Source organism: Brevibacillus reuszeri, from assembly GCF_002897295.1.
Taxonomy (GTDB): domain Bacteria; phylum Bacillota; class Bacilli; order Brevibacillales; family Brevibacillaceae; genus Brevibacillus; species Brevibacillus reuszeri_A.
Window position 1 is genome coordinate 19,665 of sequence record NZ_BEXF01000005.1, and the last position, 24,515, is coordinate 44,179.

The 24,515-nt window shown below is 47.2% G+C and carries 26 protein-coding genes and 1 riboswitch; of the genes, 21 read left to right on the forward strand and 5 right to left on the reverse strand.

All coding sequences use genetic code 11. From position 1 onward, the window contains the following. Positions 1-23: 23 nt before the first annotated feature. The 3 genes from C3B52_RS09680 to C3B52_RS09690 all read left to right on the forward strand — a co-directional run bounded on the left by C3B52_RS09680 (position 24) and on the right by C3B52_RS09690 (position 4,211). The gene (locus C3B52_RS09680) at positions 24-2,381 is read left to right on the forward strand and encodes a M14 family zinc carboxypeptidase (protein WP_103105886.1); all 2,358 of its coding nucleotides are present in this window, start codon (positions 24-26) and stop codon (positions 2,379-2,381) included. A 97-nt stretch (positions 2,382-2,478) separates the two neighbouring features. Next, positions 2,479-3,414, forward strand: coding sequence for an ATP-dependent DNA ligase (locus C3B52_RS09685; RefSeq protein WP_103105887.1), 936 nt, complete (start codon positions 2,479-2,481; stop codon positions 3,412-3,414). A gap of 458 nt (positions 3,415-3,872) precedes the next feature. Beyond that, positions 3,873-4,211, forward strand: a complete 339-nt coding sequence (locus C3B52_RS09690; protein WP_103106183.1) for a DUF1904 family protein — start codon at positions 3,873-3,875, stop codon at positions 4,209-4,211. A gap of 90 nt (positions 4,212-4,301) precedes the next feature. Here C3B52_RS09690 and C3B52_RS36365 read toward each other — a convergent pair whose 3' ends face one another. Further along, positions 4,302-4,472: a hypothetical protein gene (locus C3B52_RS36365; RefSeq protein WP_164684737.1), complete on the reverse strand. Its 171-nt coding sequence runs from the start codon at positions 4,470-4,472 to the stop codon at positions 4,302-4,304. A 19-nt stretch (positions 4,473-4,491) separates the two neighbouring features. Next, positions 4,492-6,240, reverse strand: a complete 1,749-nt coding sequence (gene thiC, locus C3B52_RS09695; RefSeq protein WP_103105888.1) for a phosphomethylpyrimidine synthase ThiC — start codon at positions 6,238-6,240, stop codon at positions 4,492-4,494. Between the two features lie 155 nt (positions 6,241-6,395). Further along, a riboswitch (TPP riboswitch) is annotated at positions 6,396-6,508 on the reverse strand. A gap of 246 nt (positions 6,509-6,754) precedes the next feature. Between thiC and C3B52_RS09700 the strand changes: the two genes are divergently transcribed. Then, positions 6,755-7,636 (forward strand): cation diffusion facilitator family transporter, encoded by an 882-nt coding sequence (locus tag C3B52_RS09700; protein ID WP_103105889.1) that lies wholly within the window; start codon positions 6,755-6,757, stop codon positions 7,634-7,636. A gap of 53 nt (positions 7,637-7,689) precedes the next feature. Here the strand turns inward: C3B52_RS09700 and ku are convergent, their stop codons facing one another. Then, positions 7,690-8,640: a non-homologous end joining protein Ku gene (ku, locus tag C3B52_RS09705; protein ID WP_103105890.1), complete on the reverse strand. Its 951-nt coding sequence runs from the start codon at positions 8,638-8,640 to the stop codon at positions 7,690-7,692. Positions 8,641-8,836: 196 nt separating this feature from the next. Further along, on the reverse strand, positions 8,837-8,980 hold the full coding sequence (locus C3B52_RS36370) for a hypothetical protein (protein WP_164684738.1): 144 nt from the start codon (positions 8,978-8,980) through the stop codon (positions 8,837-8,839). A 432-nt stretch (positions 8,981-9,412) separates the two neighbouring features. Between C3B52_RS36370 and rsmD the strand changes: the two genes are divergently transcribed. Then, positions 9,413-10,003, forward strand: a complete 591-nt coding sequence (gene rsmD / locus C3B52_RS09715) for a 16S rRNA (guanine(966)-N(2))-methyltransferase RsmD (RefSeq protein WP_103105892.1) — start codon at positions 9,413-9,415, stop codon at positions 10,001-10,003. Between the two features lie 39 nt (positions 10,004-10,042). Further along, positions 10,043-10,543, forward strand: a complete 501-nt coding sequence (gene coaD, locus C3B52_RS09720; RefSeq protein WP_103105893.1) for a pantetheine-phosphate adenylyltransferase — start codon at positions 10,043-10,045, stop codon at positions 10,541-10,543. Here the strand turns inward: coaD and ylbJ are convergent. Next, on the reverse strand, positions 10,527-11,756 hold the full coding sequence (gene ylbJ, locus C3B52_RS09725) for a sporulation integral membrane protein YlbJ (protein ID WP_103105894.1): 1,230 nt from the start codon (positions 11,754-11,756) through the stop codon (positions 10,527-10,529). The genes coaD and ylbJ overlap by 17 nt on opposite strands. A 139-nt stretch (positions 11,757-11,895) precedes the next feature. Here ylbJ and C3B52_RS09730 point away from each other — a divergent pair, with 139 nt between their 5' ends. The 15 genes from C3B52_RS09730 to fabF all read left to right on the forward strand — a co-directional run bounded on the left by C3B52_RS09730 (position 11,896) and on the right by fabF (position 24,492). Next, positions 11,896-12,693, forward strand: a complete 798-nt coding sequence (locus C3B52_RS09730; RefSeq protein WP_103105895.1) for a patatin-like phospholipase family protein — start codon at positions 11,896-11,898, stop codon at positions 12,691-12,693. Then, positions 12,686-13,753 (forward strand): SepM family pheromone-processing serine protease, encoded by a 1,068-nt coding sequence (locus C3B52_RS09735; RefSeq protein ID WP_103105896.1) that lies wholly within the window; start codon positions 12,686-12,688, stop codon positions 13,751-13,753. Before C3B52_RS09730 ends, C3B52_RS09735 begins: the two co-directional genes overlap by 8 nt. A gap of 85 nt (positions 13,754-13,838) precedes the next feature. Further along, positions 13,839-14,357: a YceD family protein gene (locus C3B52_RS09740; protein ID WP_103105897.1), complete on the forward strand. Its 519-nt coding sequence runs from the start codon at positions 13,839-13,841 to the stop codon at positions 14,355-14,357. Between the two features lie 138 nt (positions 14,358-14,495). Then, a complete protein-coding gene (gene rpmF / locus C3B52_RS09745; RefSeq protein WP_005834357.1) occupies positions 14,496-14,666 on the forward strand; it encodes a 50S ribosomal protein L32 in 171 nt (56 codons plus the stop codon). A 151-nt stretch (positions 14,667-14,817) separates the two neighbouring features. Continuing rightward, entirely contained in the window at positions 14,818-15,588 is a 771-nt protein-coding gene (locus C3B52_RS09750; RefSeq protein ID WP_103105898.1) for a DeoR/GlpR family DNA-binding transcription regulator, read from the forward strand. 194 nt (positions 15,589-15,782) lie between these two features. Beyond that, positions 15,783-16,562: an ABC transporter permease gene (locus C3B52_RS09755; protein ID WP_103106184.1), complete on the forward strand. Its 780-nt coding sequence runs from the start codon at positions 15,783-15,785 to the stop codon at positions 16,560-16,562. A 4-nt stretch (positions 16,563-16,566) separates the two neighbouring features. Beyond that, positions 16,567-17,355: an ABC transporter permease gene (locus C3B52_RS09760; RefSeq protein ID WP_103105899.1), complete on the forward strand. Its 789-nt coding sequence runs from the start codon at positions 16,567-16,569 to the stop codon at positions 17,353-17,355. A 12-nt stretch (positions 17,356-17,367) separates the two neighbouring features. Continuing rightward, on the forward strand, positions 17,368-18,342 hold the full coding sequence (locus tag C3B52_RS09765; RefSeq protein ID WP_103105900.1) for an ABC transporter ATP-binding protein: 975 nt from the start codon (positions 17,368-17,370) through the stop codon (positions 18,340-18,342). 136 nt (positions 18,343-18,478) lie between these two features. Beyond that, the gene (gene fapR, locus C3B52_RS09770) at positions 18,479-19,072 is read left to right on the forward strand and encodes a transcription factor FapR (protein ID WP_103105901.1); all 594 of its coding nucleotides are present in this window, start codon (positions 18,479-18,481) and stop codon (positions 19,070-19,072) included. Between the two features lie 12 nt (positions 19,073-19,084). Beyond that, complete coding sequence (gene plsX, locus C3B52_RS09775; RefSeq protein WP_103105902.1) at positions 19,085-20,089, forward strand: phosphate acyltransferase PlsX; 1,005 nt, start codon at positions 19,085-19,087, stop codon at positions 20,087-20,089. A 5-nt stretch (positions 20,090-20,094) separates the two neighbouring features. After that, positions 20,095-21,114 (forward strand): beta-ketoacyl-ACP synthase III, encoded by a 1,020-nt coding sequence (locus C3B52_RS09780; protein ID WP_103106185.1) that lies wholly within the window; start codon positions 20,095-20,097, stop codon positions 21,112-21,114. After that, entirely contained in the window at positions 21,114-22,064 is a 951-nt protein-coding gene (gene fabD, locus C3B52_RS09785) for an ACP S-malonyltransferase (protein WP_103105903.1), read from the forward strand. Before C3B52_RS09780 ends, fabD begins: the two co-directional genes overlap by 1 nt. After that, positions 22,058-22,798: a 3-oxoacyl-[acyl-carrier-protein] reductase gene (gene fabG / locus C3B52_RS09790; protein ID WP_103105904.1), complete on the forward strand. Its 741-nt coding sequence runs from the start codon at positions 22,058-22,060 to the stop codon at positions 22,796-22,798. Before fabD ends, fabG begins: the two co-directional genes overlap by 7 nt. Positions 22,799-22,879: 81 nt before the next feature. Beyond that, a complete protein-coding gene (gene acpP / locus C3B52_RS09795; RefSeq protein WP_049738730.1) occupies positions 22,880-23,113 on the forward strand; it encodes an acyl carrier protein in 234 nt (77 codons plus the stop codon). 137 nt (positions 23,114-23,250) lie between these two features. After that, positions 23,251-24,492, forward strand: a complete 1,242-nt coding sequence (fabF, locus tag C3B52_RS09800) for a beta-ketoacyl-ACP synthase II (protein ID WP_103105905.1) — start codon at positions 23,251-23,253, stop codon at positions 24,490-24,492. Positions 24,493-24,515: the final 23 nt, after the last annotated feature.

A 24,515-nucleotide genomic window follows, 5' to 3' on the forward strand; every position in this document is an offset into this window, starting at 1 on the left:
GAATTGTATAAGGAGCGAATCACATGACTAGAACTTCCGCATTTTGGGATCGTGAAGAATTTCCACTGCCACGCAACATGATTCTTTATTCTGAATTAAAAGAGGAGCTCGAGCGACTACAGGCTATCAATCCAGGCATGATGAAGATTGAAGTTGTAGGGCGGTCCGCTCGTGGACGTGATCTCTACCTCGTCATCATCGCGAATGAACAAACGATGGCAGATATCGAAAACTATCGTCATGCCATTCGAAATGCAGTAAATGACCCGAAGGCAGCTATCACCTCCCTACAAAACGGAATCGACTACAAAGCCCCTTTCTTGGTGAACTCCGGAATCCACGGAAATGAAGGTGGGGGAGTAGACGCTAGTTTACGAATCATTGAAAAAATGCTGTTAAATCCAGCTGCGCCCGAGACTGCTCAAATACTCGATAACCTCATCGTCCTGTTCAATCTTGCAATGAATCCAGACGGACGTGTGAATCATACACGTGACAATGCGGAATTCGTTGATTTGAATCGCGATGCCATGACGCAAAGCCAACCGGAAACACAAGCGCTGATTCAAAATGTGGGTCTGAAATGGTTTCCTACAGCTAGTCTGGATATGCATGGCTGGGTCGGAGGGATTGTCGATTTTATGATTGAGCCTTCAACACCACCCTATAATCCGAATGTCGAACATGATCTGTTTACCCATAAATTGCAAACTGGTCGAAGCATGGCTGTGGCTTTAAAGAAAGAGACAGGGCTGCCTGCGCTGATTCCGCTTGAACATTGGAAGGAAGGCTGGGATGAATATACGACGGTCATGCCGCTTCGTTACTTGCAATTGGTCGGCACGGCAGGGCTTGTAATCGAAGACCGTTTTCCTACCGAACAGGGTTTAAAAGCAACAGTAGCAGTGACCTGGGCAAATCTCCTCTATGTAGCAGTGAATAAAGAAGACATGCTGCTCAAGCAATTTGAGTTTTACCTCAGAGGGGTTGAGGGCAGAAATGAACGTACCGATATTCAGTTTCCGTTTGCGTATATCATTCCACTGGAACCATCCCTACAAAAAAATGCGAAAGAAGCCAAAGAAATGGTCGCGCATCTTCAAAAGAATTGCATTGAAGTAAAGCAAGTGACAAGAGAGTTTGTGGCCGGAAAGGTAACGTATCCGGAAGGCACAATCATTGTCCCCATGCAGCAGGGCTTAAGGGGTTTAGCGAACGCTTTGCTCTGGTCTGGTGAAGACCTGCGTAAATTGAATGTGCAGATGATGTACGATGTAGCGGTTTATTCCTTTCCTTTATTTGCAGGCTTCGATGCCATACCGGCTTGGGAAGAGTTTCTGTTTAATGGGTCGGATGAGGTAGCGGTGGAAGCTTTCCCAGGCATCTTCAAAGAAGCCTTGCATGGTGATTTCGTAATCGCATGTGACCATAACGATGCCATCACAGCAGCAAATCATTTGGTGCAGGAAGGATATGACGTATCACGATTTTCGAAAGAACACGGGTATGTGCCTGCAGGAAGCTTTCTGATCAAAAAACAAGAAGGATTATCTGAGCTGTTATTGACGCTGTGTGAAACTTTATCGATTCGAGTTGAACAACTTGGTGACATTCAAGACGTGACCTTGCTTCCCGTAAAACTGAGAAAAATTGCTGTCATAACAGGCGACAACAATGGTGCCTATTTCTCCATGAAGAAAATGGGCTTTGATGTAACTCCAGTATCTTACCATCTATTAAATATGGACTATGATTTAGAGGCAGGGGGATTTGACGCGATTGTGGTCGCGGGTTCTAAGCGAGGGCTTTGGGAGGACACTGGTGAATATGTGCATGCATACTCAGTATTTTGGGGTTTGACGGAGCGCGGAAGGCAGAAAATCATTGACTTCATTGCAAAGGGCCGTGATTTTATCGGGATTGGATTTGCTGGCATACAAATCAATAAGACACTCGGCTTGCTAGATGTTGATTTTGCCTACCCCAATGATGCCGTATCCTCAAGTGGTTGGACACCTGATGATGGGCCAGACCCAGACGCTCAAACGACGGAAAATGGAATAATCAAAATCGATGCCGACACCAATCATCCACTTAGCTTTTCGTTTGGCAAGAATGAAACCGTTTATGCTTATGGTCCGGTATGGTTTCCGCGTGTTTCAGAGGAAGTAGGGGTGGCGTCCAGTTTTGCACAAGGCGACACGCTGATTTCAGGATTTTGGTTAGCACCAGAAAAGGCAGGCGGTCAGCCGATGATTATATACAACAAGGAAGGCAAGCAAAAGGTCGTCCTGATGGGTATTGACCCGACCTTCCGCAATTACACCCCAGCCACCTTCCGTCTGATGGCAAATGCATTTTATTGGTTGGGATACGAATAAGCTCGTTTATTGAGATGCATTTCGTAGGAAGTACAACAAAACCTCTTATAAAGAGAAGGATAAGATGATACTACATTTCTCTTTTCTGAGGTGAACAATGAACCCAATCATTCCGATGGAACCGATTAGCTGTGAGGTTATCCCAAAAGGGGCGGACTGGATCGCTCAAGTGAAATGGGATGGCGTACGAATGTTAACCTACTTTGATGGTAGCAAGACTCGATTATACAACCGGAGAATAAATGAGCGGACTCACCAATATCCCGAGTTAGCAAACATACAAACATTTTGTAATGCTCACTCCGTGATCCTGGATGGGGAAGTGGTTGCACTCGGAGCGGACGGAAAGCCGTCCTTTCACGAAGTGATGCGACGTGATGGGATCAGGCGATTGGAAAAAGTCGGCCAGGCACAAAAGCTTGTCCCCATTACCTACATGGTATTTGATGTCTTATTCGCGAACAATGAGTGGACAATCGATCGTACATTGAGAGAACGTGCCAACTTACTGTCGGAAATAATTATTCCAAACGACCATGTACAATTGGTGGACCATCATAATAATGGACAGGCCTTGTATGAGGTCATCGAACAGCACGGGATGGAAGGCATCGTCATGAAGGATTTAAACAGTAAATATGTAATTGGCGGGAAAGAGAAGCATTGGCAAAAGAAGAAATATTATCGCGACACGATTGCTGTAGTTGGAGGGGTTACGCTGCGTGATAACATTGTGAATTCTCTTTTGCTCGGACTGTACGATTCGGAAGGGCACCTCTTTTATATTGGCCATGCTGGAACCGGTAAGTTAACGCGAGATGACTGGATAGCACTGACGGAGGTGATTGTACCTCTCATCCAAAGTGATATGCCTTTTGCATATACACCAGCAAGGTTCAAGGGAGCTGTGTGGCTCAAACCAAAGGTCGCGGTTAAGGTTCAATTCGCAGAATGGACAGAAGGCTATACATTACGGCAGCCAAGTATTCATGCGGTTGTAGATATACCTGTTGATCACTGTTTATTGGAGTAAATTTGCATAGCAGATAGAGCTTATCAAAGAAAACATCCCTCATCAATGTGGGATGTTTTCTTTCTGAATGGAGAAGGGGAAAAAGTTTAGGGACCATTAGCAACTTTTTTGTTGCAAATGTATCAATATTCGTTATATACTAAAATTGTTACTTCCTATACATGCATTTTATAGGAAGTAGTAGACATACTTCTTGATATCTCATGGGCTATATCTGGTTGAATGAGTTCCGTCTGGAGTGGTACGTCCACCACACCTCAGAAGTCGGGCTCGATTCTCGGATATGGCCTTCTTTTTTGAAGGACAATTCTGACTTTGTTCACGATCATTACTTATTATTTCAATTGATCTATAAATATTTTTATGACTATAATTACTAGGGTAACTAATGTTTGAATGGTGTATTGGTATGCTCTCAGATATTTTCAGATCATTGGAACAGGAAAGTAGGGATCACCTTGCCTTTTCTACGATTTAAAGGTATTGATAAAGATAAAGTAAAAGCAATGTCTCCCATCGTGGTCGAGCAGTTTGCGAGGATTGCGGAGGTTTCGGAAGAGAAAGTTAAAATTGAGCTTTTAGTTGTGGAGCAAATTACGAATAGTCCGTCTTCCTTGGAAATTCTCATGTTTGAACGAGAGCAGGAGAAGCACGATGCCATTGCCGCTACGATGAATGCCATCCTGGAAGAGCACGGCTATGGACAGGTTCATATTTTCTTTGTGCTATTATCACCGACTCTGTACTATAAAGAAGGGGTTCCATTGAAACGGGGACAGGTCGAGTTGGTTCGGTAAAAAATTTTTTCTTCTATAATAAAATGGTCGAGTCCTCTGTGTGAGGATATCGACCATTTTTAATGTGTGCGTATGTTTATTTATTCTTCCCTAATAATAGAGGCTTTCGGTTAGCGAGCACTTTGTGCATGTACGGGTAAGTGATGTCTCTTGGAAGTCATGCTGACAATGCTTTTGCAATTGAATTAATTGCTTTTGACGCTTTTCCAGCTCTGACTGCAAACGGATAATTTCTTCGCGCAATTGACTAGACTCGCTCATCTTATTTCCTCCAGTCATGCTATGAATATAGTTTGCTTCCTTGTTCACGAAATTCCTGAGCTTTTTCCTGTAGTCCTGTCTTGATGGAGGCATCCGGGCTAACTTGCTTTTCCCGAGCGTAGTTACGAATATCCTGTGTGATTTTCATGCTGCAAAACTTGGGACCGCACATCGAGCAGAAGTGAGCTGATTTGGCGCCCTCAGCAGGCAGTGTCTCATCGTGGTATTCACGTGCTCGCTCGGGATCTAGAGACAGATTGAATTGATCCTTCCAGCGAAATTCGAATCTGGCTTTGGACAGTGCGTTGTCACGCTCTTTTGCACGAGGATGTCCTTTTGCCAGATCGGCAGCGTGTGCCGCGATTTTATAGGCGATCAATCCATTGCGCACGTCTTCTTTATTCGGCAGCCCCAAGTGCTCCTTGGGTGTCACGTAGCAAAGCATTGCGGTGCCAAACCAGCCGATCATTGCCGCACCAATCGCGGAGGTGATATGGTCGTAGCCGGGGGCGATATCTGTTGTCAAAGGTCCTAACGTATAAAAAGGAGCCTCGTGACAAATCTCCAGCTGCTTCTCCATATTTTCGCGAATGAGGTGCATCGGTACGTGACCAGGTCCTTCGATCATTACCTGGACGTCGTGCTTCCAGGCGATTCGCGTCAATTCCCCCAATGTTTCCAACTCCGCAAATTGTGCTTCGTCATTGGCGTCCGCAATCGAGCCAGGACGCAGTCCATCTCCTAGGGAGACAGAAATATCGTAGGCTTTGAGGATTTCACATATTTCTTCAAAGTGCGTGTAAAGAAAGTTTTCCTCATGATGAGCCAGGCACCAGGCAGCTAAAATAGAGCCCCCTCGGGAAACGATCCCTGTAACACGCGTGGCTGTCATTGGGATGTAGTGAAGCAATACGCCTGCGTGGATCGTGAAATAATCTACTCCCTGCTCTGCTTGTTCGATCAAGGTGTCACGGTAAACCTCCCATGTCAAATCTTCCGCTTTGCCATTCACTTTCTCCAATGCCTGATAAATAGGGACAGTTCCGACTGGTACAGGGCTATTGCGAATGATCCACTCGCGGGTAGTATGAATATGTTTTCCAGTCGACAAATCCATGATCGTATCGGCCCCCCAGCGCACAGACCACATCATTTTTTCTACTTCTTCCTCCATGGAGGAGCTGACAGCAGAAGTACCGATGTTGGCGTTGATTTTGACATGAAAATGACGTCCGATAATCATCGGCTCACTCTCAGGATGATTGATGTTTGCAGGTATTATTGCACGTCCGCTTGCTACCTCTGATCTGACAAATTCAGCAGACACGCCTTCTCGAATAGCGATGTACTCCATTTCAGGAGTAATGATGTTCTGTCTGGCATAGTGAAGCTGGGTGACGTTTTTACCTTGTTTTGCCCGAATTGGCTGATATCCAGGGCGCACGAATGCAGGTACAGCCCGGCTGTCTTCTGTATGAAGTCCATCGTCTCGGAGCTGAGGCTCCCGTCCACTGTACGCTTCCGTGTCAGCTCGTTCAGCAATCCATTGCTTTCGCAGTAACGGAAGTCCGGTTTCGATGTTTATAGAGTAGTCATCAGAAGTGTATTCGCCACTTGTGTCATAGACACGGAGCGGAGGGTTAGGGGTTGTGCCATAAGGGCCTTCTGTGGGATGAAGGATGATTTCTCGCATGGGTACGCGAATGTCTGGACGACTGCCTGTTTCATAAACTTTGCGGCTACCTGGAAACGCTGGAATCGAGAACATCAAAAAACCTCCTTGGAATGGTTGCACGTAGCGAGAACCTTTTGGGGAGGCGAAAGAATCTATCGCGCCATTAAAAAACGCCGCATGGGGGCATGCGACGCCAGACGCGAGAGTGGAGAAGAAAACGGGTATTCAAAAGAATACACGCCTCTTTTCGTGTCGTATATGACAATTCCTCCGCTGGCATTACCCAGTTCAGGTTCAACGGTCGATGACAACGTAGTCATCCTCTCAGCCTGGTCACTCCCAAGCTCCCGTGCTTTTTATGATTATGTCTTGCATGAATAGCATACCGATTTACCTTTCCAATTTCAAGCAATTTTTAAAAATAATATTTGCCGGTGTGCAACACATTTTCCTCCCCTCTATAGTCATGTCTCGGACTAAAACTGTTTCTGTAGACCCACACGAATTGGGTCTGTTACGATGAAGTTCGGAAAATGAAAACCAGCAAGAAACGGTTCATTTCCGCTCCTATCAAAAGGATATAGAGATTTTTTTGAGGTGATGTAGTGTGGATGTTTATTCCAATCTTAAGCAAGGAGAAAGAGGAGCATGGGTAAGCATTATTGCCTATATTTTCTGTGCTACTTTAAAGATAGGAGTTGCCCTACTATCAGGTTCTGAAGCATTGATGGCAGATGGTTTGAACAACTCAACCGACGTGGTGGCGTCCATTGCTGTATTAATTGGACTACGAATCGCAAGCAAGCCACCCGATCAAGACCATCCCTACGGTCATTTTCGTGCAGAGACGATTTCTTCGCTGGTTGCGTCCTTTATCATGCTTTTTGTGGGCATACAGGTTGTTACAGATGCGGTATCATCCTTATTTCATTCGAAGCAGTCTGCACCTGGAATGCTTGCGGGGTGGACAGCGCTTGCTACAGCAGTCGTGATGCTTTTTGTCTATCGTTACAACCGAGATCTTGCAAAGAGAACGAATAGCCAGGCACTGATGGCTGCAGCAGCAGATAATCGCTCAGATGCTCTCGTCAGTATCGGTACGTTTGTAGGGGTAGCAGGAGCACAATTTCAAATGTACTGGCTTGACCCGTTGGCTGCATTTGTCGTGGGTTTCATTATTTTGAAGACAGCGTGGGATATTTTCCGTAATGCAACTCATCAATTGACAGATGGTTTTGACCAGACACAATTGGAGGATTTGCGGGCAACTATTGGGGATATTGCAGGGGTTCGTGACATTAGTGATATCAAAGCTCGCTATCATGGCAGCAGTGTATTGGTGGATGTCGTTATTCATGTTGACCCAGAGCTGAATGTTGTGGAAAGCCACACCATCACCGAGAAAATTGAAGCTCGAATGAGAAAGGTGCATAAAATAAGCGCAATTCATATCCACATCGAACCAGAGCAGAGAATTGCGGAGAGATAAATCTGAAAACCTGTCCAGATGAGGACAGGTTTTTTGCGTTTCGCAGCTTTTTCCTAGACTGGCGTTGCTTTTTTGCGGCGCAATGTTTTCGTTGTGGAAGTCGATGCGCCTGCTTTGGAAGCCTCTTGCGGAGAGGGGGCCTTTTTTGCAGAAGCTGCCCGTTTTTTGTTGGGCTTTGATTTTGCCCCGGAAGGCGTTGGCTCGGGTTCTATTTTTATTGGACCGGCTGCCTGTCCAGCAGTAGTGGCCAGACTTTCCTTCAAGGCTTGCATCAAGTCTATGACATTGGCACGTGCTACAGTTGGAGCTGTAGTGATTTCTTGACCTTCCAGCTTCTTCTCAATCAAGCTTTGTAGCTGTGCTCGATATTCATCCGTATATTTTGCCGGATCAAAGGCGACTGTCATATTCCCAATGAGCTCTGTCGCCATTTTTAACTCATTTTCGGACAGGGTGATCGTTGCCTCTGGCAGGGCAGGTACTTGGCTGACAGGTCGAACCTCGTCAGGATAATAAATGGTTTCCAGCATGATGCAATGCTCATACAGCCTTATGACCGCCAAACTTTGCCGATTCCGCATCGTCACTTGGGCAACGGCTATTTTTCCAGACTGCTCCATTGCGGCTCGAAGCAATGCATATGCTTTTTCTCCTGTTTCCTGAGGAGAGAGGAAATAGCTTTTGTCAAAGTAAATCGGATCAATTTCCTTCAAATCGACGAAATCGAGAATCTCGATGGCTCTTCGGGTTTCCGGAGTTATCGCTTCCAAATCAGAGTCGTCGATCATTACGAAGTGCCCTTTTTCGTATTCGTATCCACGAACAATTTCGCTCGCATCTACTTCACGCTCGCAATGCGGACACATTTTGGTGTATTTAATCGGGGTATGGCATTCCTTATGCAACTGGCGAAAACGAATGTCTCGCTCTTCCGTTGCCGTAAACATCCGTATAGGAATGTTCACAAGACCAAAGCTGATCGAGCCTTTCCAAACCGTGTGCATGTGATCCCTCCTGTCCATGCTTTTGCCTTAGTATCTGCCATCTCTCTACAAAAAGGCGAGGGAAATGAAGGTCATTACAGAAGGGCATAAAAAAGCCAACCGGTAACTTATTTTCGGCTGGCTTGTTGTGCGACCAAATACGAATGTCCTGCGGCATTGCCAATCCATAGCTAGCCAGGGTTTTTAACAGTAACGGCTATTGACCGTGCTTGACGATGTCAGATTGGTCAGCCCGTGATTGCATTTCTCGAGCCATCTCTACCCCTGTACCTGTGCGATCCGCGATAGATTGGGCTTTTGCTGCTTTCAATTTTTGCTCGGATGGTCGTTTTTCAGCCATAATCGTAACTTCCCCCTTTACGCAATGTGTAGGTAGTATGCTTCGTTTTAGCGGAAAAAATCGCAAAAAAATACCCCATCGCCAAAAGACGAAGGGGCAGCGGTTCAACTCCTCCCGTCAATGGGAGCGGTGGCACGGAATGCTCCTATCAGACACGCCGTGCGCGAAAAGTGAACTGCCTTTCAATTATGGGAGAGGAGAAACCGGAGGAAGAGCTTATGGGGAAACGTAAGTCTTCTCCGCGGTTGTCAGCGACACCGTTACGTCGCTATCCATCATCCTTTCCAATTTTTTGGTCAGGTATACGGAGTTTGCACAAAAAATTTCCATCCGACAATTTTACGGCTCTATGCAGTTGTGATAGTATGAAATCATTCTTTGATCGAAGAGATAAAAAGCATCATACATAAATGAATTGACAGGTGAGAATGTATGCGAGTCATCGCTGGAGAACACAGAGGAAGAAGACTGACGGCTGTCCCAGGTAAGGGGACTCGTCCCACTACAGATAAAGTAAAAGAGTCGATATTTAACATGATCGGCCCGTATTTTGACGGTGGCTGGGCCCTGGATTTGTACGCGGGAACAGGCAGTCTTGGTATTGAAGCACTTAGCCGGGGGGCAGAGCGCGCTGTTTTTGTTGAAAGAGATACGAAGGCTTTTGCTGTGGTGAAGCAAAATGTGACGACATGCAGATTGGATGCCTATGCAGAGCTCTACCGCATGGACGCTGATAAAGCTATTCGCACACTCGCCAAGCGTAATCAATCTTTTGATTTGGTATTTCTTGACCCGCCTTACGCCAATCAGAGGATTGTAGAAGAAATCAGTCTGCTGCAAGAATTTGGGATGATCACTGATGGAGCCTGGATTGTGGCTGAGCATGATGTTGGTGACAAGTTCCCAGATGAAATCGGGAAATGCGTAAAAACGCGTGAAGCGACTTATGGGGACACTGCCGTGACATTGTACTATTATGAAACGGAACTCAAAGCTGATCACGAGGCTAATCCTGTGATGTAGGACGCAATTCACAAGGAACTAACGAGCGGAGGATGAACGATGGCTATTGCTGTTTGCTCAGGAAGTTTTGATCCGGTAACCTACGGGCATCTCGATATTATTTCCCGTAGTTCCAAAGTATTTGACAAAGTGATTGTCGCGGTCCTGATTAATTCCAAAAAAAATTCCATGTTCAGCGTAGAAGAGCGCGTAGAGCTTTTGCGCCAAGCTACAGCTGACATGGGCAATGTAGAAATTGACTCGTTTGATGGTTTATTGATTGATTACATGAATAAACGTGGGGCACACGTCATCGTTCGCGGTTTGCGGGCTGTTTCCGATTTTGAATACGAAATGCAGGTTGCTTCCATTAACAAGAAGCTCGACGAAAAGATCGAAACCTTTTTCATGATGACCAATAACCAATATTCGTATTTGAGCTCGAGTATTGTGAAAGAAGTAGCTAAATACAAGGCGAGTGTGACCGATTTAGTACCACCTGTTGTTGAGGAAGCCTTGAAAAAGAAAGTAAGCGAGCAGGCCATCAGGAACGGCGGCTAATCAGCTGTCGTGTTAAAATGCTGGCAACAAATAGCAGGACAGCAATACCAACAGCGACAATACCAGAAAAAGCAAAGGTTTCCCACCAGCTTGTTTGCGGGATGCCTGATGTAACAGGAATAAAAACAGGTACGCTTTTTTCAGTAAACCAGCTGCTAGCGCTGGAAAGCGGCTCCCAGACAATAAAGGTGAGAATCGCTGCAATAACAGCGTGTACAGAGCGGGCGATCAAATAAGGGGCTACTCGTATATCTGTTTCACTCAAAATACTGGCGACCTGAGCATGGACGCTGAGTCCGCCCCAGGAGAGGATTGCACTTGCGATGGCTGCCTTCCAAACGAGAGAAAAGCTGTCTGGAACGACACTGGCTGCTTGAGCTCCCAAGGTTACTTCAAACAAGCCGGAGATAATGGCTTGGGAAAAAGCAGGCGGAAAGCCTAAGGGACCGAGAAAAATAGTCAAAATGGAACTGATAAAAGGTGTCAGGTGAATGGCAGCGAAAATCTGGATCAAAACTGAAAAAACAATGATGAAGCCGCCGATCATAAAAAGTGTGTTGAGTGCCGATTGTACGGCGTCCCCCATAAGCTTGCCAAAGGCACGACCATCACGTAAACGAGCGCGGTGCATCGCTTGCAGTGCGCGAAGTGGTAAAGGAAGGCTTGTTTTGTCCAAAGGCTTGGTAACAGTGGCAAACGGTGCGTGAAAACGATACAAGAGGCCCATGATGATCGCGGAAACATAATGGGTAGTAGCCAGTACGACGCCCATTTGCTCGCTGTGAAAAAAGCCAATAGCAACCGCGCCGATTACGAACAATGGATCGCCAGTGGTTGTAAAGGAGACGAGACGTTCCCCCTCTGCCTTCGTTATGTTTCCTTGTTGTCTGAGGCGAGTAGTTAGTTTGGCAGCAACGGGATACCCGGAGGAAAAACCCATTGCAAGCACGAATCCGCCTGTTCCGGGGACGTTAAAAAGTGGTCGCATAAATGGCTCCAGCAAGACCCCCATAAAGTGAACAACACCAAGGCCCATTAATACCTCAGAGAGGACGATAAAGGGAAGGGTAGAGGGAAACACGACCTCCCACCAAATTTTTAAGCCTCGGACCGCTGCTTCAAATGACAATTGCGAAAAAACAACCAGCGAAAAGACAAGAGCAATGGCTGAAATGGCAAACAACAGGGTAAGAATCGGAGAGTGGCGTGACATGGACTCCTCCTGAACGAACGACAAGATAGATAGTACATGTCTACGTGACGGACAAGGAAACTATGCGTGAGCTTGTATCTTGTTCTTGTGAAAGGATTCGTAATTCTTCACATACGCTGTTTACAGGGGGGATGTTGCCATGGCAGTGAAACGTAAGCCAATCGTGGGGGTTGCCCTCGGCTCGGGTGGTGCTCGCGGGTTTGCTCATATTGGTGTGCTCAAAGCATTAGAAGCAAAAGGAATCGAGATCGACATGCTCGCAGGGAGCAGTATGGGCAGTCTGATTGCAGCTGTTTACGCCAATGGAATCGAACCTCATATGATGGGGAAGCTCGCTCTCAATTTAAAGCGGAAGCATTGGCTTGACCTTACTGTACCGACACTCGGCTTTGTGGCGGGAGATAAGATCAAGCAGCTGATCCGTCTTCTCACGCATGGCAAGCGAATAGAGGAGCTCAAAAAGCCGCTTGCCATTGTTGCTACCGATATCGAATCGGGAGAACGAGTAGTATTTCGTGAAGGACCTGTGGATCAAGCCGTGAGAGCGAGCATTTCCATCCCAGGTATTTTTGTGCCGGAAAAAGTCGGTAACCGTTTGCTTGTCGATGGAGGGGTAATTGACAGAGTCCCTGTTACGGTTATTCGTGAAATGGGAGCGGATATCGTGATTGCTGTTGATGTTGCCCAAGTAGATACGCCGATGAAGGTGAGCTCCATCTTTGATGTCATTGCCCAAACAATTGATGTGATGGAACGAGAGATACTGCGACACAGGATCATTGCGGCCGATCTCGTAATTAGGCCAGCTGTTGGACACTATAGCAGTATCGCATACTCTGGTGTTGAGGAGATTATGGAGCTGGGAGAACGTGCCGGCGAAGCGCATGCAGAGCAAATTCAGGAATTGATTGCGAATTGGGAGGTAGAACATGGGTGAGGATCAGCTGTACGCTACAAATCGGAGGCCAAAGAGTAGAAGAGGCTTTAGCTGGACGCTTGCTCTGATTTCGGTATTGCTCGGACTTTCTTTTTTTATACCCACAAATTATTATGTAACACGCCCTGGCTCAGCGATTGAGCTTGGGCCAATGATAGAGGTTGAGGGCGGGAAAAAAGACGAGACAGGCTCATTCATGCTGACAACCGTGCGGATGGGTGAAGCAAATCTAGCGTGGTACGTCTATGCACAGGTAGCATCTGATGCAGAATTAATGCCGAAGGAACTGGTTGTCAGTAAAGGTGAGAATAGCGAAGATTTTGTTCGACGGGAACAGGCGGTTATGGACAACTCGCAAAAAATCGCCGAAGCTGTAGCTTTTCGCCTTGCCGGCTATGATGTCAAGGTAGAGAAGCAGGGTGTGTGGGTAATGGGCACACTCGAGGGGCTGCCAGCAAAGCAGGTCTTGAAGATCGGTGATGTCATTACCTCCGTAGATGGAGTACGCACAGCAGAAGCAAAAGACTTACTCCAGGCTCTCGCGAAGAAAAGTGCAGGAGACAAGGTTGAAATTACATACATCAGAGATGGACAAGAAGCAAAAACGATGTTAACCTTGGTACCACTACCAGAGTCAAAGGCTGTTGGCATCGGAGTGCGCCCTGACAACAAGCAGAACATCAGTATTCCGAAAACAGTAGCGATCGCGTCCCAAGGAATTGGAGGACCGTCTGCTGGTCTAATGATGACGCTGGAGATTTATGATCAGCTAAACACCAGCCTCGATTTGACGAAGGGCTACAAAATAGCGGGGACAGGCACCATTTCGCTGGATGGAACGGTTGGTAGGATTGGCGGAATCAATCATAAGGTAATTGCGGCCGATAAGGCTGGGGCTGAGATATTCTTTGCTCCTCAGGATACGCCAGACGCAAACTCCAATTACGAGGAGGCGCTGGCTACGGCTAAACGCATCAAAACCAATATGAAAGTGGTTCCCGTCAAAACTGTGGGAGACGCTGTAACCTACCTGAATGGCCAAAAACCAAAAAATTCCTGAGCGAATTAGCTGTCAAGGAAAAATGGTTGACAAAGCTTTGGGCAGGGTCTATAATCATCTTTGTTGTGCATGAGGTGAAATGACAATGAATATTAAGCTAGCAGATTTGGAACGTAGAAATGGAGAGCCGTTGCCGTTTAAAGCCACTTTAGACGAGGTGGATCTGAAAAGCCGCCATCATGAGATTCGCAGCATGACGCCTGTAGAGGCTGAAGGCGAGGCAGTGCAGCTCGGTAATCTTTACTACGTATCTGGCAAGATGAAAGCCGACGTCAATTTCATTTGCGCAAGATGCCTGAATCCGTTTACTCACCATGCGGCTGTTTCGTTTTCCGAGACATTCGCTCCGGAAGATGATCCGGTGTTAGGTGAGGACGAAGACAGCGACATTCTGCCGCTTGAAGGCGATGAAATCGAGTTGGACGCGCTATTGCAGGAGGACTTCCTTCTGGCGATGCCGACATTCCCGCTTTGCGAGGATGATTGCAAAGGTCTGTGCCCAACATGTGGTGTAAACCGCAATGAAGTAGCTTGCAGCTGCAAGAATGAACGAATCGACCCCCGCTTGGCAGGGTTGGCTGATTTCTTCAAAGACAGCAAGTAGTTTCCTACGTTTTCAAGATGAGGCGCCTTTCCTTAAATGGCTGCGTCTCATTTTTGAAGGATGGCATAAGCTTATCGCCTATACTATCCACCCTATAGAGCATCTTAGCATTTGTCAGTTGAAGGAGGTGTAAGGAAGATGGCAGTACCTCAACGGAGAACTTCCAAAACCCGTAAAAGAATGCGTCGTACGCACTTCAAATTAGAGATTCCAGGCATGATCAAATGCGATAATTGCAGCGAATACAAGCTTGCGCATCGTGTTTGCCCAAGCTGCGGTCACTACAAAGGCGTGAAAGTAGCGAAGTAAGATCCGCTGCTAAAAGTAAGGTGAGCAATCACCTTACTTTTTTTGTGTTTTTCTTCGGCTTGTAATTACTTATTAATACTTATTAACACTTGCGAAGAAGGTGCAAATCACTTACAATCAAGGTGAAAGATAAGGATGGGGTTGAATCGTTATGTACCAAGAGGAGCGGTTGGCCGCTATCCTGCAATACTTGCAAAAGCATCAACGAATCAGTGTCCAAGATGTCGTTGAGAAGTTTGGTGTTTCGCGGGATACAGCTAGACGGGATATCGTCAAGCTGGAGGAGTCGGGTGAGATCCTTCGTACACGAGGAGGAGCGATCCTTCCTAGCCTTAACAAGAAAAGCTATTCGTATCAAGAGCGTATGCAGCTTGACCTGACTGGCAAGCGCAGGATTGCACAAGCAGCAGCCCGTTTGATTAAAAACGGGGATTATCTTCTGCTGGATGCATCGACGACAGTCCAAATGGCAGTAGAGGCTGGGGAAACGACCGATCTTGTGATTATTACCAATTCACTCGGGACGGCATCTAGTATGGCACGTAAACAAGGTGTGCTCGTAAAGCTTTTGGGTGGAGACGTGCATGGAGAAGATCAGTGTGTACATGGCACCCGAGCCCTGGAGAATTTGGCAGATTATCACGTCGACAAAGTGCTTGTAGGTGCTTGTGGATTGACTGCTGATGGCTTGGTTTCCCCTTCTGAGGAGCATGGACATTTGATCCGAGAAATGATGAAAAAAGCGGATCAAGTGATTATTTTGGCTGATCAGTCCAAGTTTGGGAAAAGCATGCTGTATCGGGTTGCCAGCCTTAATAAAATTGATATCATCGTTACCGACCAGGAGCCTAATGAAGAAATGGCTAAGGCGCTTCGAGAAAACGAAGTCGAAGTGATGGTGGCAACCGATGAAACGACGTAAACTTTGAAAAAGGATAGATTTCAGCTGGCTGGCGTGATCGCTTGTAGCAGCGTGACAGCAGCCTGAATTTATCAGGGAAGGCCCTTCGCAGAGAAGGGCTTTCTTTTTTTCAATTTACGTACCAGGAAGGAATTGCAATGCCATCCGGTATCTGCTATTCTATGATTCCTGACTTTTTCCAAAAGGAGGATCATATGGTCTACTGGCGGATTATCCGCAAAAGCTATCGTCGTAATCTTCAGTATCGTCTGTCACATTTGATTAACAACCTTGCAAGCTCGATTTTTGGGCTTGTTTTTATTGCCATTTGGGCTGGGGTGCTTAAAGGCAAAGAATTGCCCGACCCTTACGATCTGCAGACTATGGGACAGTACATCGCCGTTTGCCAAAGTGTTTTATGGATGACAACCTTTCTATCTCCAGGACTTGCCATTCCGGTTGGAGTGAGAAGCGGAGCGGTGAGTCTGGATTTGATCAAACCTGTTCACTATCTTTGGTACATGCTCAGCCAAGAATTTGGCCGGATTCTCTACAATGCTCTCTATCGCAGCTTGCCCATCGCTTTGCTTTTAAGTCTTGCTGTAGGCTTCCAATTCCCATCTAGCTTCTATACCTTCCTCTTGTTTGCTCTCTCTCTGCTACTTGGGACGTATGTGGGTCTATTGCTTTTTTACCTGACGGGTCTTGCTTCCTTTTGGACGACGGAAATTCGCTGGGTTCACTACATTTTGCTGTCACTTGTGTTTGGTCTCGGAGGACAAATGATTCCTTTGGATTTATTGCCGGGTGTGATGGGGAATATCGCGCCTTATTTGCCGTTTTCCTGCATGATTTATTATCCGGTCATGACTTTCCTGGAGCTGGCAGGTCCTGAAGCTCTTATTGTTCAGTGCAGCTGGGCACTCGTACTGACGGGGATCGCTCTTGCAGTAACTACGCTAGCAAGGCGTAAGGTTGAGATTCAAGGAGGGTAGGGAAATGCTGGTACTTTATCGAAAGCTGCTCGTCGCTAGCATTCGTGCGCAAATGCAGTACAAGCTCAATTTTATTACAAGTGCTGCGACTACAGGGATGATCATGGTTCTGGACTTTTTGATTTTGTCTGCCATTCTTTATCGGTTTCATGATGTCAGTGGCTGGAATATTTACGAGGTTGGACTCTTGTATGGTATTTCCTCCGTCGCAGTTTCTGTCTATCGATTCTTTGCGCCCGAAATTAATGACTTTGAGAAATACGTTATCCATGGCGAGTTGGATCAACTGCTGATTCGCCCTGTTTCCCCGTTGCTTCTGCTTTTAACGCGGAATCTCGACCTGTCGCGAATAGGTGGCATGGTGCAGGGCATCTCAGTTTTGATCTTGTCCATGGTCGGGTTGTATACCCAAGGGAAGGAAATCGGGCTTTTGCTGTTATTCACTCCTGTAGCGATTGTGTCTGGCGGTGTCATTTACTTCTCAATCGCTCTTACCACAGCAGCTCTTGGGTTTTGGACGCATCAAGTCAAAGACCTGCAAACCTTTACAATCTATGCACCAGCCAACGCTTCGAATTATCCGATCAGCTTGTACCCGGGCTGGTTAAAATGGATGTTTTACACAGTGCTGCCCATCGCCTTTATGAATTATGTACCGATGCTCACGCTGCTCGGGAAAGCCGAGAGCTGGTACTTGCCTTTGCTGACTCCGGTGGTGGCGGCGCTCGCTCTAGTATTATCATTGCGGTTTTGGGCCTATGGAATACGACATTATCACAGTACAGGGAGCTAAGGAGGGATTGCGATGATAAAAGCGGACCGGGTCGGGAAAACATTTTTTCTGACACAAGCAAAAGAAGGGAGGTTCTCCTCCTTGCGCACGCTGTTTTCCCGCGAAAAACGAGAAGTAAAGGCGGTTGAGGATGTTTCCTTTTCGATCGAGGAAGGAGAATTCGTTGGCTATATAGGGCCGAATGGAGCGGGGAAGTCGACGACAATTAAAATGCTTTCCGGGATTCTCCACCCAACCGAAGGAGAAATCGTAGTAGGAGGCTATAGCCCGCAAAAAGATCGTGCTCGGGTAGCTTCCCGGATCGGTGTCGTATTTGGACAAAGAACTCAGCTATGGTGGGACTTGCCTGTTCGCGATTCATTTGAGATATTGCAAGCGATGTACAAAATCGATCGCCAATCATATGTGCGAGCGATGGAGATGTACAAGGAGCTTTTGGATTTGAATGATTTTCTGGATACTCCCGTTCGCAAGCTGTCGCTCGGACAACGGATGAGAGCTGACCTTGCTGCAGCTCTTTTGCACAATCCACCGATTTTATTCTTGGATGAACCGACGATTGGGCTGGATGTAGTCGCCAAAACACGAATACGGGCATTTCTCAGAGAAGTGAACAGAACGCAAAAAAAGACAATTCTTTTGACGACGCACGACATGGATGATATTGAACAGCTGTGCAGTCGAATCATTGTGATCAATCACGGGAAAAAAATGGTTGATACGAGTATCCAGGAACTGCGCAATCGTATTGGACTGGCGAGTATGATTCAAATTGACTATCAAAAGCCCCCTAAGCTGCCCGAGGCTTACGCAATTGAAGGCGTAGAGAGAATAGAGCTTGCGGAGAATGAGTTGACGATTTACTATGACAAAGGGAAAATTCCTTCGCCGCGGATTTTGTCAGAGGTGGCACAATGGGGGGAGCCTTTAGACATTAGAATGAAGGAACCGGGAATTGAGGAGATCATTAAACGCTTGTATCGCTAGGGACGGATACCCATTTTCACCAACTTTACTTGTAATTCAGAGCCTTCTCCCTTATACTGATTTTTGGTACCAGGTATTAAAAACTGATCGCAATCATACATATGAAAAGCGTTACCTACCATGACATTGCCAGGGGGTGTCGAGCATCGCCCGCTTGCCGAAAAAAGATCGCCAGTCCCGTTTAGTACAGTCGCTGGCGGATAACCCATTTGCGACGGACGAGGATCTTGCAGAGTTATTTAAAGTCAGTATTCAAACAATACGATTAGACCGTTTGGAGTTAGGTATTCCGGAGCTTAGAGAACGGATCAAGTCTGTAGCGGAAAAAAGCCTGGACCCAGTAAAATCATTAGGCATCGATGAAGTCATTGGTGAAATCATTGACCTGCAGCTGGATTCACAGGCGATCTCTGTTTTGGAAATTAAAGAAGAGCACGTTTTTTCACGAACGCAAATTGCTCGTGGACATTACATATTTGCCCAAGCCAATTCGCTTGCGGTGGCAGTAATAAATGCGGATGTTGCTCTGACCGCTACAGCTCGGATTCGTTTTGTCCGTCCGGTGCGTGCCGGCGAAAAACTCGTAGCAAAAGCACTGGTCAGAAGCCGCAGCGGCGATGAATGCAAAGTGCGTGTAGAGACAAAGGTACAAGGAGAACTGGTCTTTACTGCTACTTTCCGTGTTGTCGGGATGTCGGGGGCACAAACTCGGCATGGCCTGAGAAGTTAGGAGGAATTACGGTTGCGAATTGCAATAGATGCGATGGGCGGCGATAATGCACCGCGTAGCACAGTGCTCGGCGCGTTAGCTGCCGTCAAGGAAAACCCATCAATAACAGTTGTATTGGTGGGGGATGAACAAGCTATTCGGAGCCATTTGCCGCAGGATAGGCCGGAAAACATTGAAATAGTGCCTACAACAGAGGTCATTCAAACAGATGATGAGCCTGTGCGAGCAGTGCGTCGGAAGAAAAATTCGTCGCTTGTTGTAGCAGTGGAGATGGCGCGCGAGAAAATTGTCGATGCTGCCATCTCAGCAGGAAATACAGGTGCATTGATGACGGCTGGACTGTTGTACGCAGGGCGCATGGAAGGGATCGAACGACCAGCGCTGGCTGCATACATCCCAAACGTAAAAGGGAGAGTTACACTGACGCTAGATGTCGGTGCGAATATGGATGCCAAACCGCATCACCTCGTTCAATACGCAGTGATGGGAAGCTTGTATGCAGAAAAGGTTCTTGGATTTGAAAATCCAAGAGTAGGCTTGCTCAACGTAGGGACAGAGGAAGGAAAAGGCAATGAGTTGACGAAGGCCGTCTTTCCGCTGTTAGCCGAAGCGGACTTGAATTTTGTCGGCAATGTCGAGGCGCGTGATGTCATGCAAGGTGAGTGTGATGTACTCGTCTGCGACGGATTTGTCGGGAATGTTTTGCTCAAATCAGTGGAGGGAGCAGCTTCTACAATCTTTTCACTACTCAAGCAGGAGTTTACTTCCAGCCTGATTAATAAGGTAGGAGCGGCTATTTTAAAACCCGGATTGATGCGTTTCAAAAAACGGATGGATTATGCGGAGTACGGTGGTGCTCCATTGCTCGGCTTGCGTAGTCCGGTGATCAAAGCCCACGGGTCTTCAGATGAAAAGGCCATTAAAAATGCGATTGCCAGCGCCGCTCGTTTCGTAAAACAGGACGTGAACGACATTATTCAGGAAGAGCTACAAAAAAATCGGACAGAGAGCGAGTGAAGCAGATGAATGCAAAACGTTCCGTAGGAATTTTGGCTACAGGCTCCTACACACCTGACCGGGTGTTGACTAACTTTGATCTGGAAAAAATGGTGGATACCTCGGATGAGTGGATTGTCTCCCGTACTGGTATTCGGGAAAGACGGATCAGTTCATCTGAACAAGCTTCTTCTGACCTTGCTTTCGAGGCAGCCAAAAGAGCGCTGGAAAAAGCAAATATTAGTGCCGAACAACTGGATATGATTATTGTCGCAACCGTGACACCAGACATGATGTTTCCTTCGACTGCCTGCATTTTGCAGGAAAAACTAGGGGCGAAGCGCGCGGCCGCATTGGACGTGTCGGCAGCTTGCACTGGCTTCTTGTATGGAATCACGACAGCGACTCAGTTTATTACTACAGGCATGTACAAATACGTTCTGGTTGTCGGTGTAGAAACCCTCTCTAAGATCACTAACTACAAAGATCGCAATACATGCGTATTGTTCGGTGATGGTGCAGGAGCTGCCCTGATTGGTGAAGTAAACGAGGGCTTTGGCTTCCAGTCGTTTGAATTGGGTGCAGATGGTTCGGGCGGTCCTCTTCTTTGTCAGCCAGCAGGTGGTTCAAGAATTCCGGCTTCGAGCGAGTCTGTTGAAAACAACCTGCATTATCTTTCGATGGCAGGCGGAGAGGTCTTTAAATTTGCTGTTCGCGTCATGAACTCCGCGACTGAAGCGGTATTGACGAAAGCAGGTATCACAAAAGAAGAGATCGATCTGTTGGTACCTCATCAAGCGAACAAGCGTATTATTGATGCCGCTGTTCAACGTTTTGGATTGTCAGAAGAGAAAGTAGCCATCAATCTGGATCGCTATGGCAACATGTCCTCTGCTTCCATTCCGGTAGCTTTGGATGAAGCTGTGCAAGCTGGCCGCGTAAAAGAAGGCGATCATATCGTCCTCGTCGGCTTTGGTGGCGGACTGACTTGGGGAGCATCGCTCTTAAAATGGTCGACTACTCCTGTAGAAGGGAGCGAGCAATAATGGGTAAAATCGCCTTTGTGTTTCCAGGCCAAGGCTCACAATTCGTGGGAATGGGTCAAGCGCTCTCTGAGCAATCACCAGCAGCACGTCAGATTTTTGAAGAAGCGGATGCTGCACTCGGCTTTCCGCTTTCGCAGCTTTGCTTCGAAGGTCCAGAAGACGAGCTAAAGCTCACAGCAAACACACAGCCGGCAATCCTGACAGCGAGCATTGCTGTGCTTGCAGCCTTGAAGGAAAAACAGCCCGATTTCTCCCCAGCGTTTGTTGCAGGGCACAGTCTGGGTGAATATTCCGCCTTGGTAGCAGCAGGAGCTTTGTCTTTTGCTGATGCAGTGAAAACAGTGCGTTCCCGTGGTCAATTCATGGAGGAGGCAGTACCAGCGGGACAGGGCGCGATGGCTGCGGTTCTGAATATGGATCGCGCTGCACTTCATGCCGTATGTGAAGAAGTGACGGCATCCGGTCATCCGGTTCAGCTTGCGAACCTTAACTCTCCTGGTCAAATCGTCATTTCTGGATCTGCCGAGGGAGTTAAGCTGGCTGGTGAACAGGCAAAAACAGCGGGTGCGAAGAGAGTGCTTCCACTCAATGTGAGCGGTCCATTCCACTCTTCTCTCATGCAGCCGGCAGCTGATAAGCTGCAAGCGGTTCTCGCCGATATTTCCGTACAAGACGCAGCTGTTCAGGTCGTTGCCAACGTAACAGCAAGACCGGTAACAGAAGCGGCAACGATTGTAGATAGTTTGATTCAACAAGTGAGTGCTCCAGTATTGTGGGAGGACTCTGTGCAGTGGATGGTAGAACAAGGTGTGACGACTTTTGTTGAGATTGGACCAGGAAAAGTACTGGCTGGCTTGATCAAAAAGATCGCTCCTGCAGACACAACCATTATTTCTGTACAAGATATGGATTCACTTAGCGAGCTTTTGGATGGAGGGGTACTATGCTAGCAGGAAAAACAGCACTGGTTACGGGTGCATCGCGAGGGATCGGTCGTGCGATTGCGCTGAAACTGGCAGAAGCAGGCGCAAATGTCGTGGTGAACTACGCAGGCAGCGAAGCGGCAGCGGGTGAAACAGTAGCGCTCATCAAAGAGATGGGGCGTGATGCGATCGCGGTTCGCGCAAACGTATCTTCCACTGAAGATGTAAACGAAATGTTCAAGGCAGCCCTCGAGCATTTTGGAACAATTGACATCCTCGTAAACAATGCGGGTATTACCCGTGACAATTTGCTCATGCGCATGAAGGAAGACGAGTGGGATGATGTGATTGCTACGAATCTCAAAGGCGTATTCAACTGCGTAAAAGCAGCTACTCGTCCGATGATGAAGCAGCGTTCTGGCAAAATTATTAACATTACATCCGTCGTTGGTGTGCTGGGGAATGCCGGTCAGGCAAACTACGTAGCAGCCAAAGCGGGCGTAATCGGCCTCACGAAAACGGCAGCACGTGAGCTCGCTTCGCGCGGAATCACTGTGAATGCGGTAGCACCTGGCTTTATCGATACAGAAATGACGGCCGTTTTGCCTGAGGATGTAAAAGCAGGCTTGGTAGGTCAAATCCCATTGGCACGTTTGGGACAGACCGAGGATATCGCTTCTGTTGTATTGTTCCTTGCGTCAGATGCAGCTAACTACATGACTGGCCAAACCCTCCATGTAGACGGCGGCATGTACATGTAATAGCTTCTCTAAGACTTGTTTTATACAAACTGGTTTTTTGAAAGCTCATCCACTATAATACGGGAGAGGGGGTGAAGCAAGATGGCAGATACATTGGAGCGTGTGAAGAAAATCATCGTCGATCGACTGGGTGTAGATGAGTCCAAAATTACTTTGGAAGCTTCTTTCAAAGAAGACCTGGGCGCTGACTCCCTGGATGTAGTAGAACTCGTAATGGAACTTGAAGACGAGTTTGATTTGGAGATTTCAGACGAAGATGCTGAAAAGATCACTTCTGTTGGTGAGGTTGTAAAATACATAGAATCTCAGAAGTAGAGAAATCAGTTGGAAGTCCCGTACTTTACGGGACTTCTCCTTCAATTACCGCTTAGTACATACCATCCACTTTTACGAATTAGTGTAACTTGTGAAGTAAGAAGCTTACTGCTGACTTTCATATAGAGGTGATCGTAATGAAACGAAGAGTGGTGATTACTGGCGTTGGTGTGGTTTCCCCAGTGGGAAATGACGCGCAGACCTTCTGGAACAGCTTGTTGGAAGGCAAATCAGGCGTTGATCGTCTGACTGCGTTTGACGCCTCTGATTATCCGACGCAGATTGCGGGAGAAGTAAAAGAATTCAATCCCGAGCTGTACATGGACAAGAAAGAAATACGACGTACAGACCGATTCGTTCAGTTTGGTTTGGCAGCTGCTAAAATGGCAGTCGAAGATGCGAAACTGGAAATCACGCCAGAAAATGCGGAACGAGTGGGTGTATACATCGGGTCCGGAATTGGCGGGCTGTCCACATGGGAAGAGCAGCATTCCGTACTTTTGGAAAAAGGTCCACGCCGCGTGAGTCCGTTCTTTATTCCGATGCTGATTGCGAACATGGCATCAGGTGCCGTTTCCATTCAGTACGGTGCAAAAGGACCTACCTCCAGTGCGATTACGGCATGTGCTACTGGTACCAATGCTATTGGCGACGCACTTCGCCTGATTCAGTTTGATCATGCTGATGTCATGATCGCAGGTGGTGCAGAGGCAACCGTTCGCCCGATGGCATTTGCAGGATTTTGCTCAGCGAAGGCAATGTCTACACGCAATGACGAACCACAAAAAGCGAGCCGTCCGTTTGACAAAGACCGTGACGGATTCGTAATGGGTGAGGGAGCAGGTGTAGTTATTCTAGAAGAGCTGGAGCATGCGAAAAAGCGTGGTGCAACCATCATCGCAGAGGTGATTGGTTACGGAATGAGCGCGGATGCGCATCATATTACTTCTCCATCTCCAGGTGGCGAAGGTGCAGCTCGCTGCATGACAAACGCTCTGAAAGACGCTGGAATCCAACCAGGTGAGGTTGATTACATCAATGCTCACGGCACCTCTACGGATCAAGGTGACATCGCTGAGACACAAGCTATTAAAGCCGTATTCGGCGAGCATGCTTACAAGCTGGCTGTCAGTTCGACAAAATCGATGACAGGTCATCTGCTCGGAGCAACTGGTGGTATCGAAGCGATTGCATCCGCATATGCACTGCGTGATCAAATTTTGCCGCCGACAATCAATCTGGAGAACCCTGATCCAGAATGTGATCTTGACTATGTTCCTAACCATGCGCGGAAGGCGACCGTCAATGTAGCTGTCTCCAATACGTTTGGATTCGGCGGTCATAATGCAACGGTGGTCCTCAAGCGTTACGAAGCATAAATGAGTCCTACTGCGAGAAAAAG

Coding starts and splice junctions, on each gene's coding strand:
- C3B52_RS09680 (WP_103105886.1), top strand. CDS start 24: ATGACTAGAACTTCCGCATTTTGGGATCGTGAAGAATTTCCACTGCCA.
- C3B52_RS09685 (WP_103105887.1), top strand. CDS start 2,479: ATGAACCCAATCATTCCGATGGAACCGATTAGCTGTGAGGTTATCCCA.
- C3B52_RS36365 (WP_164684737.1), bottom strand. CDS start 4,472: ATGAGCGAGTCTAGTCAATTGCGCGAAGAAATTATCCGTTTGCAGTCA.
- thiC (WP_103105888.1), bottom strand. CDS start 6,240: ATGTTCTCGATTCCAGCGTTTCCAGGTAGCCGCAAAGTTTATGAAACA.
- ku (WP_103105890.1), bottom strand. CDS start 8,640: ATGCACACGGTTTGGAAAGGCTCGATCAGCTTTGGTCTTGTGAACATT.
- C3B52_RS36370 (WP_164684738.1), bottom strand. CDS start 8,980: ATGGCTGAAAAACGACCATCCGAGCAAAAATTGAAAGCAGCAAAAGCC.
- rsmD (WP_103105892.1), top strand. CDS start 9,413: ATGCGAGTCATCGCTGGAGAACACAGAGGAAGAAGACTGACGGCTGTC.
- coaD (WP_103105893.1), top strand. CDS start 10,043: ATGGCTATTGCTGTTTGCTCAGGAAGTTTTGATCCGGTAACCTACGGG.
- ylbJ (WP_103105894.1), bottom strand. CDS start 11,756: ATGTCACGCCACTCTCCGATTCTTACCCTGTTGTTTGCCATTTCAGCC.
- C3B52_RS09730 (WP_103105895.1), top strand. CDS start 11,896: ATGGCAGTGAAACGTAAGCCAATCGTGGGGGTTGCCCTCGGCTCGGGT.
- C3B52_RS09735 (WP_103105896.1), top strand. CDS start 12,686: ATGGGTGAGGATCAGCTGTACGCTACAAATCGGAGGCCAAAGAGTAGA.
- C3B52_RS09740 (WP_103105897.1), top strand. CDS start 13,839: ATGAATATTAAGCTAGCAGATTTGGAACGTAGAAATGGAGAGCCGTTG.
- rpmF (WP_005834357.1), top strand. CDS start 14,496: ATGGCAGTACCTCAACGGAGAACTTCCAAAACCCGTAAAAGAATGCGT.
- C3B52_RS09750 (WP_103105898.1), top strand. CDS start 14,818: ATGTACCAAGAGGAGCGGTTGGCCGCTATCCTGCAATACTTGCAAAAG.
- C3B52_RS09755 (WP_103106184.1), top strand. CDS start 15,783: ATGGTCTACTGGCGGATTATCCGCAAAAGCTATCGTCGTAATCTTCAG.
- C3B52_RS09760 (WP_103105899.1), top strand. CDS start 16,567: ATGCTGGTACTTTATCGAAAGCTGCTCGTCGCTAGCATTCGTGCGCAA.
- C3B52_RS09765 (WP_103105900.1), top strand. CDS start 17,368: ATGATAAAAGCGGACCGGGTCGGGAAAACATTTTTTCTGACACAAGCA.
- C3B52_RS09780 (WP_103106185.1), top strand. CDS start 20,095: ATGAATGCAAAACGTTCCGTAGGAATTTTGGCTACAGGCTCCTACACA.
- fabD (WP_103105903.1), top strand. CDS start 21,114: ATGGGTAAAATCGCCTTTGTGTTTCCAGGCCAAGGCTCACAATTCGTG.
- fabG (WP_103105904.1), top strand. CDS start 22,058: ATGCTAGCAGGAAAAACAGCACTGGTTACGGGTGCATCGCGAGGGATC.
- acpP (WP_049738730.1), top strand. CDS start 22,880: ATGGCAGATACATTGGAGCGTGTGAAGAAAATCATCGTCGATCGACTG.
- fabF (WP_103105905.1), top strand. CDS start 23,251: ATGAAACGAAGAGTGGTGATTACTGGCGTTGGTGTGGTTTCCCCAGTG.